Origin of the sequence: Nonomuraea sp. NPDC050643 (assembly GCF_040654715.1) — a bacterium.
Lineage (GTDB): Bacteria > Actinomycetota > Actinomycetes > Streptosporangiales > Streptosporangiaceae > Nonomuraea.
In genome coordinates this window covers 173,313-186,723 of sequence record NZ_JBFAIM010000009.1, presented here as the reverse complement: position 1 = coordinate 186,723, position 13,411 = coordinate 173,313, and the positions used below count along the sequence as shown (strand labels likewise).

Here is a 13,411-nt window from a genome sequence, read left to right as displayed (position 1 = left end):
CTGCTCATGCTCGCGGTCACAACGCGGTGGCGATGCGCTGGGGCGCGTGGCCGTTGTCCAGGTGGAATTCGATGGCGAGCCGGCCGGCGTGGTCGCGCCAGATCCGGGAGACCTTCGCGTCTCCCGGACGAAGCCGAACTCCTCTTCGGTGCGGGGGAGAGGTCGCTACGCCTGCTCGGCCCAGCGCAACCACCGGTGCGCGAGTACGGTTACGGCGGCACGGACAGCCGGCCACAGGGATTCCTGTACTGGCTGCACACGGACACCGACGTCACCCGCCCGCCCAACCGGGTCAACCTGGCCATCGCGACCCGTAGCAGGGCCTCGGCCGTCTACGTCGTCGAGTCGCCCATCGCCACGGGCCGGCCCGCGCTCGGCGCCACCATCGACGGCGTCGTCTACTTCACGGTGCACGGATTCTCACCGGGCGGCAACGACATGGCCGGGTTGGTGGACCGCATCAGGACCCGGATGGCCACCGCGGGCCCCAACGGGACGGCGCTGCCCTGGGTGGTCATGGGCGACTTCAACCGCGAACCGGGCCAGTTGCGCACCGCGCTCGACCAGCGCGCCCCCGGCCAGTTCAGGGTGAACGGCCCACCGCAGGTGACGCATCCGACTCAGCCCCGCTTCGACGCGAACAACAATCCAATCCCGCCCAGAAGCCTCGACTACGCGGTCACGCTGAACGCCGCGGACGCGCCCCGTGTCACCGCGCACGGCGTGGCGGACCGCATGCTGCTCTCCGACCACTTCCCCGTCGTGTACGAGATCGGCGGGCTACCGGACCGTCCCCCACCTTCCCAGCTCGAAACGCCGAACCCGCCGGAGGTGGTCGTGCTGCAGAACGCCCATACCACGAACGTGGCCGGGCCGCTGGGCGGCGGCAGCCACGTGATCGGCAACGTGCCGTACGACCAGGCCACGCTGCCGGGGCAGACGTGGGCGCTGGCGTACGAACCCGAGTCCCCCGGTTACTACCGTCTGGTCAACCGCCAGAACGCCCGCTATCTGGGACAGGAGGGCGGTGTCCGCGACGCGCGGGTGGTGCTGTGGCCGAACGAGGCAGCCGATCAGCTCTGGCGGCCGGTGTACCAGGGTGACGGCACCTGGACCCTCGAGAACATGGTCACCGACCAGCTGCTCACGGCCGTCAACGGCGTCGCGGCGCTGGCGGGCCGCGATCCCGACGGCTCGGGCGCCCAGCGCTGGTTCCTCCAGAACCCTGATGAGATGGGGGATCTGGTCGAAGTCGGCCTGGAAGAGCCCACGCCGGTGCGTTTCGTGGCCAACGTCGAGGGTGCCTCCGCCTCGGAGAACACCCGGGTGATCCTGTACCAGGACAGCGACGCGCCCAACGAGCGGTTCACCGCGATCCCGGCGGGGCGGACCGGCACCGACGACTGCCGGTACCTCATCTACCGGGGGAAATACCTGAATTCGACGGCCTCCACCCCACTGCCGCTGAACGGCAACGGGGTCACGCTGAACTCCTTCCGCCCCAACGACGACGGCTACCTGTGGTGCCAGAGCCCCGCCCCCCAGGGTCTCGGCATGCTGCTGAGCAACCACTCCTTCGAGTTCGGCGCCGACCAGCGCATGTACCTCACGGAGAACGGGGAGAACGGCCAGTTGACCATAAGATCCGGTGTCACTCCGGACATCTGGACGTGGCAGTGGGTCACCGGCTGACCGGCGCGGCCGAACCGGCCTGACGAACATCGCGTCATGGCCGTCCTCCCGGGGCGGTCATGACGCGAGCGAGCTCGGCGCGGGAGCTGACACCGAGCTTCGGATAGATGCGATAGAGGTGGCTGCCAACCGTCCGCGACGACAGGAACAAGCGGGTGGCGATCTCCCGGTTGGGCAGCCCTTCGGCGACGAGCCGCGCGATCTGCTGCTCCTGCGGGGTGAGCGTGCCGCGGGCGTCCAGGGTTCGGCGAACCGTCTCGCCGGAGGCGCGCAGCTCCTGGCGGGCCCGTTCGGCCCAGGGGGTGGTGCCCAGGGCGTCGAAGGTCGCGATGCCGGACCGGAACAGCGACTCCGCCGCGTCGTCGGGCGCGATCAGGGCGCGGGCGTAGGCGAGGCCGGCGTTCAGCGCGGGGAATCCGGTGACCGCGGCGATCGGTTCCAGCTCTGTGACCACACGGTGCACGTCGCCGCGCCGGCCGCACCGCGTTCCCGACTCGGCCAGGTGTGCGACGACGAAGAAGCGGACGTAGGCGTGATAGGCGGGGTCCGTGGGGTCGGTGATCCGGGCCAGGTGAGCGTAGGCCTCCTCGTAGCGCCCACCGCCCAGCGCGTCGATCCCCCTCACCTGCTGGACCATCGCCAGCATCGGGAACGCCCCGATCGCCAGGAGCGTGCGCTCTCCTTGGTGGGCCAGAGTCCGTGCGGCCTCGCCGTTGCCGCACAACGCCTCGATCTGGGCGCGCATCAGGTCGGTGATCAGCACAGTCCGGACCTGCCCGATCTCGGCCGCGAGGCGGTTTCCTTCCGTCGCGGCGGTCATGCCCAAGATCGTGTCGCCGAGTTGCGCCGCCGTCCACGCCTGGGACGAGAGAGCTTGGGCCAGCAGGCCGAGTTGGCCCTGATCGCGCAACCCCGCGACGGACGCGCTCAGAAACACGGCGGCCTCACCGGGTGCCCCGAGACCGGTCGCCGCTATGCCGAGCTGGAACAGGCGCTCGGGGTCGAGGTCGACCCGGGTCATGAGGAGTGACAGGCGCTCCAGCACCACGGCTCCCCGCTCGACCGGCGCTCCAAGCGCCAGGATGTGGACCAGGCGCGGGTCGTGCGGGTCGGCGTCGAGCCGTTCGGCCACCGCGACGACGGCCTCGCGAGTGGCCTGGTCCGGGTTCGACCACCAGCAGCGTAAGGCGATGAGGCAGAGCGCCTGCAAGGCTCGGTCGGTGTCCCCGTCCAGACGCATCCGCTCGGCGATCTCCGTGTGGACCACGAGCCTGGTGCCGCCCGACCATCCGCCGCGTGCCACCTCCTGGATCCACTGCAGGCGCGCCCGGTCGGCGGTGGGCAGGTCGGGCTCGGCGACGGCGCGTACCAACCGCTGGAAGGTCTCGTGGTCGTCGGCCTCATACGCCGTCTCAGCGGCATCGAGGAGCCGGCCGGCCCGGTCGGCGGGCCTCGGTGACAGCTGGGCGGCCCGCTCCAGAGCCGCCACTGTCGTGGCGAGCACGCCCCGCCGTCGCATCCGGACGGCCACGGCGGTCAGCTCGGCGGCGACCTTCTCGTCGGGCCCGATCGTGGCGGCCGCCCGATGCCACGCACGCCGGTCCGGGTCCCGCAGGACCTGCGCCAGAGCGGCGTGCACCTGGCGTCGCTGGACGAGACCCGTCCGCTGGCGTACCGACGACCGCACCAGGGGATGACGGAAGCGCACGTGGTACGTGCTGTCGATGTCGAGCAGGCGCGCCAAGACGGCGGGCTCGAGGGTCGAAGACGTGACCGGCTCGTCCGCGCTCACTGATCCCGCGGCGAGTATCTCGTCCAGCCGGTCCCCATCGTTGAGCGCGGCGACCCGCAGCAGAGACCGCGTCGGGGCGGGCAGTTCCGCGACCGCGGCGCCGAACGTCTGCTCCAGCCGGGTGGTGAGCGGCAGCCACGCCGGCAGCAAGGCGTCCTCGCCCAACCGCGTCGCGACGACGGCGAGCTCCACCAGGCCGAGCGGGTTGCCCGCTGCCTCGGCCAGCACCCTGGCTCGCAGGTCCGGGCGCAGATCGGGGGCGTGCCGGTCGAGCAGTGCGGCCGCCTGCGCCTGATCCAGCGGCTCGACGCGCATCTCGGACAGATCCGCGCGCGCCAGCCTGGCCTCGGTCTCCTCGCCGTCCCGCATGGCCATCAGTAGCAGGACCGGGTCGGCCTCCAACCGACGGCCGACGAACGCCAGCGTCTCCCAGCTCGACCTGTTCAGTCACTGCGCGTCCTCCACCGCCAGGAGAAGCGGCCGATCGCCGGCGGCCTCGGTGAGCAGGGACAGAACGGTGAGCGCAACCCGGTAGGGGTGGTCCTCCTCGGACACGGCGGCGCTGCCGGTGAGCTGGCGTACGAGCATGTCCAGGCCGATGAAGGGAAGATCGATCTCCGCCTGGACCGCGGTGCTGCTCAGTACCCGCAGCTCATGCTCGGCCGCCTCGGCGACGATCTCTGCCAGCAGCGACGACTTTCCCACCCCTGCCTCGCCGCGCAAGATCAGCGTCCCGCCCCGTTCCGACACGCGGTGGAGGAAGTCACGTAGCCTGGCCAGTTCATCGATCCGGCCCACTAAAGCGCCTCTCGGCATCCATGACCTCCGTAATAGGAAGTAAACATGAGCGACACGCGGTGGTGCTGTGGCTGAACCCGATTCATCTTCTCTCACAGGCTCGAGCGGTCCAACGTCTGTGCCAGATGCCGGAGACCTTGAGTGGGCGTTCGGTCCTGCTAATTCAGTTTGATCCAGCACTTATTGCAGGTGGGGCAGCATGCAGAGGGCGTCGGTCGGCGGAGGGGCAAGTGCGGCCCGTCGCCGTCGTGGCAGGTAAGCGCCATATTTTCCGACTAATGACTCAGTCATTCGCAAGGGCAAAGTAGGGTGAACCTAGAAGCATCGAGATCAAACGCCCACTTGAGCTTGTTCTTTATGCTCCGGATTGTTGTAGGGGCTGCGAAGGTGCGGCCGGTGTGGTAGTCCCATTTGGCGTAGACCCACTGGCCGGCACGCGGATACACCTCCGTCTGGCCGGCCGCCGCCTCCGTCGCGCGCCTGGCCAGGGTCTTCGCGTTCGCCACCGGCAGCCGGGCCGGGGCGCCGGCGACCCTTTGCCCTGGCCATCCGTGCCGAGGCTCTGCACCACCGTCACGTCCGCCGTGATCGTGACGCCGAGTGCGCCCACGACGGCCACGCGCAGCACCGTACGCCGGGCTCGGCGGGCCGATGGCCCCGGAGCCATCGCGGCCGGCATCCGGCGACGAGCGCGATGGAGATCGTCCGCTTCGCTCTACCTCTGGCCACAGGTCGCGGACCAGGTCCAGATCGTTCATCAGGCCTCCTACGGGGTTGCCGCCCAGCGCCTGGGCGATCTTGCGGCGGGCCCGGGACGGCCGGGACCGGACCGTGCCGACCGGCACGTCCAGCGCCTGCGCCGTCTCCTCCCGCTCGTCGAAGGCCACCGCCACGGGGTCCTCCTCGGTTCGGGCGAGCGCAAGGTATCCGCGTATCTCCGCTCTTCGGTGGGTGCCGATGATGTTCGTGGTGATGCCGTACAGCCAGGGCAGGGCGTCCTGGCGGTCGAAGGCGTACGTGCGCCGCTTCTCGAAGGCCCGGGTGAATGATCGCGAATGCGGGTATTTCCTCCCAGGGAGGCAGCCTATGACCGATGTCTTATCCGGAGCCCTCACCCGGCGAAGCCTGCTCGGCGGCGGTGGACGCCTCGCGGCCGCGGTCGCGCTGGGGTCGGGCGGCCTCGCCCTGGGCGCCGGGCCGGCCGTGGCGGAGGTGCCGGACTCACCCCGGTTCGACCTGGGCGGCCCGGGCGGCAACCCGGTCTGGAAGAGGTCGCTGCACGCGAACTGGGTGCTGCAGTCCTTCGCGTACGACAACGTCAACCAGCACATCTACTTCGCGCAGGTCAACTCCCAGAACACCGACCCGGCCCACGTCGGCGACCTGTGGATCACCAAGACCGACACCTCCGGCCGCGAACTGGGCTCGATGGCGCTGCACGGCTTCGGGCACGGGGTGTCGATCGCGGTCGAGCCGTACGAGGGGTCGGTCCATCTGTGGACCGAGTGGATGACGAGCACCGGTGGGTTCGGCACGCGGGTCGGGCGCTTCGCGTTCAGGGACGGCGTCGTCCTGGAGCAGGGCAGCGGTGCGGTCCAGGACCGCACGCCCACGATCGGCGACACCATGATCAACCCGCAGCCCGCGATCGACCCTTCGACCGGCCGGTTGCTGGTGCGCTACAAGACCGGCGTCGACCAGCCGCGCATCGTCGTCTTCGACCTCGCCGACGCCCGCGCGGGCCGGCTGGCCGCCGAGCACCGGCTGGCCGAGCGGGCCCTGCCGGCCAGGGGAGCGTGGGCCGCCGACAACCCGTTCCAGGGCCACACCGCCTACGGCCGGTACACGTACCTGCTGGAGGGCCGGGCCGGCGGCCCGTCGTACATCACGGTCGTCGACCTCAACGGCACCGGCCAGTCGACCGTCGTCGACCGGGCGCCGACCACCGCCGGCGAGTCGCTGCCGGGCCGCGAACCGCAGGGGATGGCCATCTGGACGCACGCGAGCGGGCCGCGGCTGGCGTTCGGGTTCCACTCCAACACCGGCGGGGTGCGGCAGGCCAGCGTCTTCTACAAGAGTCGGTTGGTGTGAGCGGACCGGCCGGTCCCGCTTTCGCGGAGGCATGGACCATCCGATACCGGGCGCTCGAAGGTGTCGTGCCGGTGCACCCCGGGTGAACTGGTGGCAAGGGCCGCCCGCCAGGCGATGAGCCACCGGCGTGCGGTCAAGGGTGGTGCTATGGATACGGACACCCTTTTGCCGGCCGTCGTCGTGGCCACCGCGCTGGGCTTCGACTTCACCAACGGATTTCACGACACGGCGAACGCCATGGCCACCTCGATCGCGACCGGCGCGCTCCGGCCGAAGACCGCGGCCGCGATCGCGACCGGGAGCGTGGAGACGGGCGCGGTGCTCGCGCCGCTGGCGGCCATCGGGGTGGCCACGCTGGGCACGTACTTGGTCTACACGCTGACCCGGTCGGTGCCCGAGCGGCTGCGGGAGCGGGGTTTCCGCTTCGGGCAGATCGGGTCGGCGTCGCTGGTGTCGCTGGCGCACGGCGCCAACGACGCGCAGAAGACCATGGGCGTCATCACGCTGGCGATGATCGCCAACGGGACGATCGGCGAGAACGCGGGCACGCCGTTGTGGGTCATCGGGGCCAGCGCCACCGTGATCGCGCTGGGAACGTACGTGGGCGGGTGGCGGGTCATCCGGACGCTGGGCAAGCGGCCGGCCGAGGTCCGGTGGGGGTGGCGGGCAGGATGGTCGGCTCCGCCGCGGCCTCCCGCTCGCCGAGGACGTCGGCGATGGCGGCCAGCGCCTCGCAGTCGGCCGCGTACAGGCTGTTCAGCCCCACGTCGTGGGCGGCGAGCAGGCTCTTGGCCTGGTCGAGGGGGACGTCGTCGAAGACGGGGTGACCGTCCCAGCCGGTCTCGCAGGTCGCGCCGAAGTGCTGGTGGACGCGCGGGACGTCCTGCGGCGAGGGGAATTCGGGGTCGAAGTACGTCGAGCCGGCGCACAGCAGCTCGCCGTCCCTGCGCATCCGCCACCACCAGCGGTTCCAGGACAGGAGCGGCTCGAAGGTCTCCTCCAGGAACCACCGGTCGCCGAACCTGCGGTAGAGCTCGAGGGTCGCCATCGAGCCCACCGGCGGCTGGGACCCGTCGTAGGTCCTGCGGCCGGTGCCCTGTTCGACGTTCGGGACGAAGCCCTCCGGGGTCAGGGCGCGCAGCATCTCGACGGTGTTGACGTAGGCGAGCTCCTTGCTCGACACGGTCGCCGGCAGCGCGTTGAAGAAGGCGTCCCAGCAGAACAGTGCGTAGCCGCCGCGCTTGCCGACGTTCCAGAGCCGGCTGACGGTCGTGATCACGCGTGACCGCGCGGGCTCGTAGATCGTGTTCCAGGAGATGGCGTCCCTGACGATCTCGCGATGCTGCGCCAGGGGGTCGGTGCCGGCCGTCCCGATCCCGGCGGAGGCGCGGGCGACGATCTCCGCGATCTCCGGCAGGTCGCGGGCGCGGCCGGTGCTGATCCCGACGGCGCCGGTCAACTGCGGGCGAGCCCCGCCCGGCGGCGCCGGCTGCGCGGCCACGAGATCGCGATGATCTTCCAGGACCCGCGGTCCTCGCTCAGCCCGCGCATGACCGTCGCCGCGATCATCGACGAGGCCTGGCGCACCCACCCGAGACGAACGCCTGCCGGGCCAGGTCCGGAAAGGCGCCGTCACGTCGCGTGCGTGATCAGGCCGACGTCAGGTAGCGGGTGAACATCGCGACGAGCTCGTTCTCCAGGCGCTTCAGGTCGATCGGCTCGTGCTCCGCGATGACCTGGTGGACGACCAGTTCGATCGTGGCGTTGATGATCCGGGCGGCGGTGTCGACGTCGGAGACCCGCACCTCGGGGTGGCGGCGCAGCAGCTCACGGGCGTAGGCGATCCGCGCGTCCTGGTACTGGCGGACCTTCGTCACCAGGTCCTCGGAGCGCGGCGCCTGCTCCAGCATGATGCGCAGCAGTTGCGGGTCCTCCAGGTGGTTCGCGATGGCGGCCTGGACGAAGACCCGCATGACGCCCTCGATGGTGCCGGGCAACTCCTCGGCCTGGCGGCGGTCGACCTCGACCGCGCCGCTGTCGAGGTGGCGGGCCATCAGTTCCAGGAGGATGGCGTCCTTGTTCGGATAGTACTGATACAGCGATCCGATCGACACGCGGGCCCGTTCGGCGATGCGGTTGGTGGTGCCGGCGGCGTAGCCGTACTCGGCGAAAACGTGAGCAGCCGCCTTGAGGATGCGCTGGCGGGTGAGCTCGGCGCGGACCTGCCGTGGTTGTTTGCGCGGGTGAAGCCGTTGTTTCTCCGACACCGCGGACCTCCTGCCGAAGAGCGTGAAAGCGAGTAGCGCAAGAACCGAAGGATTGCTCATAATAGTGCCATGAGCAGGCAAAACGCGCCACTCGCAGAGCTTCGTCCGTCCCCCGCGCGGCCCCGCGAGGTGTCCATCGACGAGGTCCGCGCCCGGCTCGGCGAACCCGACGCGATGACCGTGAACAAGATGCAGGACCACATCGACGAGCACATCCGGCTCTTCATCGCGCACTCGCCCTTCCTGGCGATGGCCACCGCGGACGCGTCGGGCCGGGCCGACTGCTCGCCCCGCGGCGACTATCCGGGCTTCGTGAAGGTCCTCGACGAGCACACGCTCGCGATCCCCGACCGGCCCGGCAACAAGATCGCCGACTCCTTCCGCAACCTCGCCGAGAACGACGGGGTCGGGCTGTTGTTCCTCATCCCCGGCTCGCGGGAGAGCCTGCGCGTCAACGGCCGCGCCTATCCCACCGACGAGCCCGACGTGCTCGCCCGGCTGCAGACCGAGGCCGGCGAGCCCGAACTGGCCCTCGTCGTCGAGGTCGAGGAGGCCTACTTCCACTGCGGCCGCGCGCTCATCCGCTCCCGCCTGTGGGACCCCGCCAGCCAGGCGCTCGCCGACGAGCTCCCGACGCTCGGCGAGGTGGCGGCGGCTCAGTTCGGGCTCGACCTCGACCCGCGGCTCATCGAGGCGAGCCTCGAAGAGGGCTACCGGAAACTGTACTGACAGAAACCAGACGTGATCATCCCATGCAGCTCACCATCCTCGACCGCGTCGACCGGGTCGCCGAGAACGTCGTCGCCCTCACCCTGCGCGGCGCGAGCGGCCCGCTGGCTCCCTGGGAGCCGGGCGCGCACATCGACCTCGCCCTGCCGAACTGGCTGACCAGGCAGTACTCCCTGTGCGGTGACCCGGCCGACCGCGGGCACTACCGCATCGCGGTACGCCACGAACGGCTCAGCCGAGGCGGCTCCGACTACATCCACCGCTATCTCCGGCAGGGCCGCACGCTGGAGGTGTCCGCGCCGCGCAACAACTTCCCGCTCGTCCCCGCTCCCGACTACCTCTTCCTGGCGGGCGGGATCGGCGTCACCGCCATCCTGCCGATGCTGCGGGCGGCCGTCGACGGGGGCGCGTCCGGCACGATGGTCTACACGGGCCGCACGTACGCCACCATGCCCTTCGCCGGTGACCTGCGAGCCGCGTACGGCGACCGGGTGACGATCGTCGCCACCGAGCACGACACGCGCCCCGACCTCGCCGAGCTCGCCGGCGGCCTGGGACCCGAGACCGTCGTCTACTGCTGCGGGCCGGCCGAGCTGCTCACCGCGTCCGAGGCCGTCTTCCCGGCCGAGCGGCTGCACACTGAGCGCTTCCGCCCGACGCGCCGGACGTTCGCGCCCTCCACCGCGTTCGACGTCGTGTGCGCGCGATCGGGGCGAACCGTGCCGGTGCCCGCGGACGAGACGCTGCTGGACGCCCTGACCCACGCCGGTCTCCCCGTTCCCTCCGGCTGCCGGGAAGGCGTCTGCGGGAGCTGCGAGCTCACCGTCCTGGAGGGCGAGCCCGAGCATCGCGACGACATCGGCGCCGCGCCCGGCCGCCTGTACGCCTGCGTGTCCCGCGCGCTGTCGCCCCGCCTCGTCATCGACCTGTGAGGAGAGACCAGAGGTGCTGCCAAAGGTACGCCTGCCCGAATCACGACGAATGATCACCCTGGAGGTCGTCAGGAACACCCGGCTGAGCCCTCACTTCACGACCGTCACGCTCGGCGGCCCCGAGCTGGAGCGGCTGTGCCCGATGGGCTTCGACCAGACGGTACGGCTGTTCTTCCCCCGGGAGGGCCAGGCCGGCCTCCGGATGCCGACGCTCTCCAACGAGGGCTGGATGGCGCAGGTGCTGCTGCAGCCGAAGTCGCGCCGGCCCTGGGTGCGCAATTACACGATCCGGCGCTTCCGCCCCGAGACGAACGAGGTGGACATCGAGTTCGCCCTGCACGGCGAGGCGAGCCCGGCCTCGGCGTGGGCGACGCGGGCCACGCCCGGCGAACCGGCGGGCATCTTCGACATGGGCATCAGCTACCTGCCGCCGTCCGACGCCTCCTGGCACCTGCTCGTCGGTGACGAGAGCGCGCTGCCCGCGATTCTGGCGATCCTGGACAGCGCCCCCGCCTCACTCGTCGCCGAGGTCTTCCTGGAGGTGCCCGAGAGCGCCGACATTCGTACGGACCTGACACCGCCGCGGGGCGTACGGATCCACTGGCTCCCCCGCGACGGTGCCGGCGCCGCCCCCGGAGAGCTGGCCCTCGAGACCGTCAAGCAGGCGAGCCTGCCGGGCGGCCGCTCCTACACGTGGGTCGCGGGCGAGTCCCGCCTGCCCACCGGGCTGCGCCGGCACCTGGTGAACGACCGTGGCACGCCCAAGGGCGACATCGCGTTCTTCGGCTACTGGCGGCGCGGCCGGGCCAGTCCCGGCTGATCGGGCCGCCCGCGCGCCGAGCCCGCCGTCCCGCTGGACCGGCGGAGCCCTGAGGATGAGAATCGCAGGGATGCTCGCCGCGCCGGCGAACGCGATCCGGCGTCCGGAGCTTGGAGGGCAGCATGGGACATGCCGCCGCGGACCGGCCCCTCGTCATCGACCCCACCGGCCGCGACATCCACGCGGAGGCGGAACGCATCCGGGCGCTCGGGCCCGCCGTACGCGTGGAGCTGCCCGGAGGTGTGCCGGTCTGGGCCGTGTGCGGGCAGGAGCAGCTCCGGCTCCTCCTCACCGACCCACGGGTGTCCAAGGACGCCCACCGGCACTGGGCGGCGTGGATCAGGGGCGAGGTCACCGCGGAGTGGCAGTTGTTCCCGTGGGTGGGCGTGCGCAACATGTTCACCGCGTACGGTCCCGACCACCGGCGGTTGCGCGGACTCGTGTCCAGCGCCTTCACCGCCCGCCGTACCGCCGCGCTGCGCCCGCGGATCGAGGAGATCGTCGAAGTGGCCCTCGACGAGCTGGCCGGTGTCGCCCGCGGGAACCCCGTGGACCTTCGCGAGTACTACGCCTACCCCATCCCGGTCAACGTGATCTGCGAGCTGTTCGGCGTCACCGACGCGGACACCCGGGAGCAGGTGCGCCGCTGCGTCGACGCCTTCTTCCGCACCGCGGCCGACCGGCGGGAGGCCGCCGAGGCGTACCCGCGCATCCAGGGGATCCTGCGCGGGCTGATCGCCGGGAAACGGGAACACCCCGGCGACGACCTGTCCTCGGCGCTGATCGCGGCGCGGGACGGCGGCTCACGGTTGTCGGAGGACGAGCTGGTCGCCACGCTCTCGCTGTTCCTGAGCGCGGGCCACGAGAGCACGGTCAACCTGCTGGACCACGCGATCGCCGCGCTGCTCACCCACCCCGGCCAGCTCGACCTCGTCCGCACCGGCCAGGTCACCTGGGAGGCGGTGATCGAGGAGACGCTGCGCCACCAGGCCCCGGTGGCCAGCATCCCGCTGCGCTACGCCGTCGAGGACATCGACCTCGGCGACGGGATCACGCTGCGGGCCGGCGACGCGATCCTCGCCTGCTACGCGGCTGCCGGGCGCGACCCGCTGGTGCACGGCCACGACGCCGACCGCTTCGACGTCACCCGCCCGGCGAAAGACCACCTCTCCCTCGGCCACGGCGCCCACCACTGCCTGGGCGCCCCGCTGGCGCGCCTGGAGGCGCTGGTCGCGCTGCCCGCCCTGTTCGCGCGCCACCCCGGCCTGACCCTGGCGGCCGATCCCGGCACGCTGGCACCGATGGAGTCCTTCATCTCCAACGGACACCGCACTCTGCCCGTCCGGCTCGGACCGTGACCGAGGGCGCGCGGCCGGCGTACGCGTGGGGCGCGGCGGCCTCGACCCGGCGCACTCCACGGTCAAAGTCACTGATCTACGAATTTTCGTGAGATCAGCCTGTTCGTGAGGTTGCCAGGAACCCTGGATCTCTGGAAACCCGCAACCCCTTCTGCGGACGCCGCCGTCACCCCAAGACTCCTCATGGCTTCAAGGTCCGCGTTGGCCGCGCCCTTCAGGTGGAACACATGAGGTGAGTGATGCGCAGGTGCGTACTTCGATCACTGCCCGGCGCGCTGGGCGGCTGCTCGCGCCGTCCGGACCGGCGGCTCGCGCACAGCAGGCGGCGGCATCCGGCCGGGCCGGAACGACCCGCGCGTGGGAGAGACCCCACGACGGCCGCCGGAACCGATGACGCTTCGCCCGGTCCGGGCCACGACACCGAAGGGAATTCGATGAACGACGTCCTCTCACCCGTCCGGCGGCGCGGCGGCACCGCGGTCGCCGTGGCGCTGCTGTCCGCCTGCCTCGCGGCGGCCTCGTCCGCGTCGGCCGCGCCCGCGTACGCCGACAGCGTCGCCGCCCGCTTCACCACGGCCCAGCCGGACTGGCGACCGGGACAGTCCGCCCAGTCCGCCACCGTGGCGCTGGTCTTCCAGCGAGACGGGAACCTCGTCCTGGTCCAGCGGGGCTCCGGCAAGCCGCTGTGGGCCTCGGGGACCCGCGACCGGGGCGTGGTCCGGCTGGTGTGGACCAGCACCGGCTTCATCCGGCTCAAGAACGCCGCCGGCAACGACGTGTGCACCATCGGCAAGACCAGACCGGCCGCCGGCGGGCACGCGAGCGTCCAGGACGACGGCAACCTCGTCTTCTACAAGCCCAACGGCGTCCCCTCGTGGGCGTCGGACACCGACGGCCTCAAGCAGGGCACCACCAACTACTGCTTCGGCTAG

Annotated in this window: 13 protein-coding genes and 1 pseudogene; 8 read left to right on the top strand and 6 right to left on the bottom strand. The window is 71.2% G+C overall.

Features of this window, described 5'->3' with window-relative positions; genetic code table 11:
- The first annotated feature begins 195 nt into the window (after positions 1-195).
- Positions 196-1,692 (top strand): RICIN domain-containing protein, encoded by a 1,497-nt coding sequence (locus AB0I15_RS14495; protein WP_358094730.1) that lies wholly within the window; start codon positions 196-198, stop codon positions 1,690-1,692.
- 34 nt (positions 1,693-1,726) lie between these two features.
- Here AB0I15_RS14495 and AB0I15_RS14490 read toward each other — a convergent pair whose 3' ends face one another.
- The 3 genes from AB0I15_RS14490 to AB0I15_RS14480 all read right to left on the bottom strand — a co-directional run bounded on the left by AB0I15_RS14490 (position 1,727) and on the right by AB0I15_RS14480 (position 5,397).
- Positions 1,727-3,859 carry a helix-turn-helix transcriptional regulator gene (locus AB0I15_RS14490; RefSeq protein WP_358094728.1) on the bottom strand — a complete coding sequence of 711 codons (2,133 nt, stop codon included), beginning with the start codon at positions 3,857-3,859 and terminating at the stop codon, positions 1,727-1,729.
- 72 nt (positions 3,860-3,931) lie between these two features.
- Positions 3,932-4,282 carry an ATP-binding protein gene (locus tag AB0I15_RS14485; RefSeq protein WP_358094726.1) on the bottom strand — a complete coding sequence of 117 codons (351 nt, stop codon included), beginning with the start codon at positions 4,280-4,282 and terminating at the stop codon, positions 3,932-3,934.
- Between the two features lie 287 nt (positions 4,283-4,569).
- Positions 4,570-5,397, bottom strand: a complete 828-nt coding sequence (locus AB0I15_RS14480) for a hypothetical protein (RefSeq protein WP_358094724.1) — start codon at positions 5,395-5,397, stop codon at positions 4,570-4,572.
- On the opposite strand from AB0I15_RS14480, the gene AB0I15_RS14475 reads away from it, so the two are divergent.
- Positions 5,369-6,373 (top strand): hypothetical protein, encoded by a 1,005-nt coding sequence (locus AB0I15_RS14475; protein ID WP_358094722.1) that lies wholly within the window; start codon positions 5,369-5,371, stop codon positions 6,371-6,373. The two genes, AB0I15_RS14480 and AB0I15_RS14475, sit on opposite strands and share 29 nt — an antisense overlap.
- A 218-nt stretch (positions 6,374-6,591) precedes the next feature.
- Here AB0I15_RS14475 and AB0I15_RS14470 read toward each other — a convergent pair whose 3' ends face one another.
- Complete coding sequence (locus AB0I15_RS14470) at positions 6,592-6,735, bottom strand: hypothetical protein (protein WP_358094720.1); 144 nt, start codon at positions 6,733-6,735, stop codon at positions 6,592-6,594.
- Here AB0I15_RS14470 and AB0I15_RS14465 point away from each other — a divergent pair.
- A pseudogene (locus AB0I15_RS14465) lies at positions 6,677-6,952 on the top strand (inorganic phosphate transporter); the annotation flags it as partial. The gene AB0I15_RS14470 and the pseudogene AB0I15_RS14465 overlap by 59 nt on opposite strands.
- Positions 6,953-6,989: 37 nt before the next feature.
- On the opposite strand, the gene AB0I15_RS14460 reads toward AB0I15_RS14465, so the two are convergent.
- Positions 6,990-7,874, bottom strand: a complete 885-nt coding sequence (locus AB0I15_RS14460; protein ID WP_358094718.1) for a hypothetical protein — start codon at positions 7,872-7,874, stop codon at positions 6,990-6,992.
- Positions 7,875-8,022: 148 nt separating this feature from the next.
- On the bottom strand, positions 8,023-8,640 hold the full coding sequence (locus AB0I15_RS14455) for a TetR/AcrR family transcriptional regulator (protein ID WP_358094716.1): 618 nt from the start codon (positions 8,638-8,640) through the stop codon (positions 8,023-8,025).
- Positions 8,641-8,709: 69 nt separating this feature from the next.
- Between AB0I15_RS14455 and AB0I15_RS14450 the strand changes: the two genes are divergently transcribed.
- The 5 genes from AB0I15_RS14450 (at position 8,710) to AB0I15_RS14430 (ending at position 13,411) form a co-directional block, all read left to right on the top strand.
- Positions 8,710-9,369: an MSMEG_1061 family FMN-dependent PPOX-type flavoprotein gene (locus AB0I15_RS14450; RefSeq protein WP_358094715.1), complete on the top strand. Its 660-nt coding sequence runs from the start codon at positions 8,710-8,712 to the stop codon at positions 9,367-9,369.
- Positions 9,370-9,392: 23 nt separating this feature from the next.
- Positions 9,393-10,301, top strand: a complete 909-nt coding sequence (locus AB0I15_RS14445; protein WP_358094713.1) for a PDR/VanB family oxidoreductase — start codon at positions 9,393-9,395, stop codon at positions 10,299-10,301.
- Positions 10,302-10,350: 49 nt separating this feature from the next.
- Positions 10,351-11,121 (top strand): siderophore-interacting protein, encoded by a 771-nt coding sequence (locus AB0I15_RS14440; RefSeq protein ID WP_358094711.1) that lies wholly within the window; start codon positions 10,351-10,353, stop codon positions 11,119-11,121.
- Positions 11,122-11,243: 122 nt separating this feature from the next.
- The gene (locus AB0I15_RS14435) at positions 11,244-12,479 is read left to right on the top strand and encodes a cytochrome P450 (protein WP_358094709.1); all 1,236 of its coding nucleotides are present in this window, start codon (positions 11,244-11,246) and stop codon (positions 12,477-12,479) included.
- A 434-nt stretch (positions 12,480-12,913) separates the two neighbouring features.
- Entirely contained in the window at positions 12,914-13,411 is a 498-nt protein-coding gene (locus AB0I15_RS14430) for a hypothetical protein (protein ID WP_358094707.1), read from the top strand.

Bases quoted from the DNA above. Each gene is read 5' to 3' on its own strand.
- AB0I15_RS14440 (WP_358094711.1), top strand. From the start codon at position 10,351: ATGATCACCCTGGAGGTCGTCAGGAACACCCGGCTGAGCCCTCACTTC.
- AB0I15_RS14445 (WP_358094713.1), top strand. From the start codon at position 9,393: ATGCAGCTCACCATCCTCGACCGCGTCGACCGGGTCGCCGAGAACGTC.
- AB0I15_RS14435 (WP_358094709.1), top strand. From the start codon at position 11,244: ATGGGACATGCCGCCGCGGACCGGCCCCTCGTCATCGACCCCACCGGC.
- AB0I15_RS14490 (WP_358094728.1), bottom strand. From the start codon at position 3,859: ATGGCCATGCGGGACGGCGAGGAGACCGAGGCCAGGCTGGCGCGCGCG.
- AB0I15_RS14475 (WP_358094722.1), top strand. From the start codon at position 5,369: ATGACCGATGTCTTATCCGGAGCCCTCACCCGGCGAAGCCTGCTCGGC.
- AB0I15_RS14450 (WP_358094715.1), top strand. From the start codon at position 8,710: ATGAGCAGGCAAAACGCGCCACTCGCAGAGCTTCGTCCGTCCCCCGCG.
- AB0I15_RS14430 (WP_358094707.1), top strand. From the start codon at position 12,914: ATGAACGACGTCCTCTCACCCGTCCGGCGGCGCGGCGGCACCGCGGTC.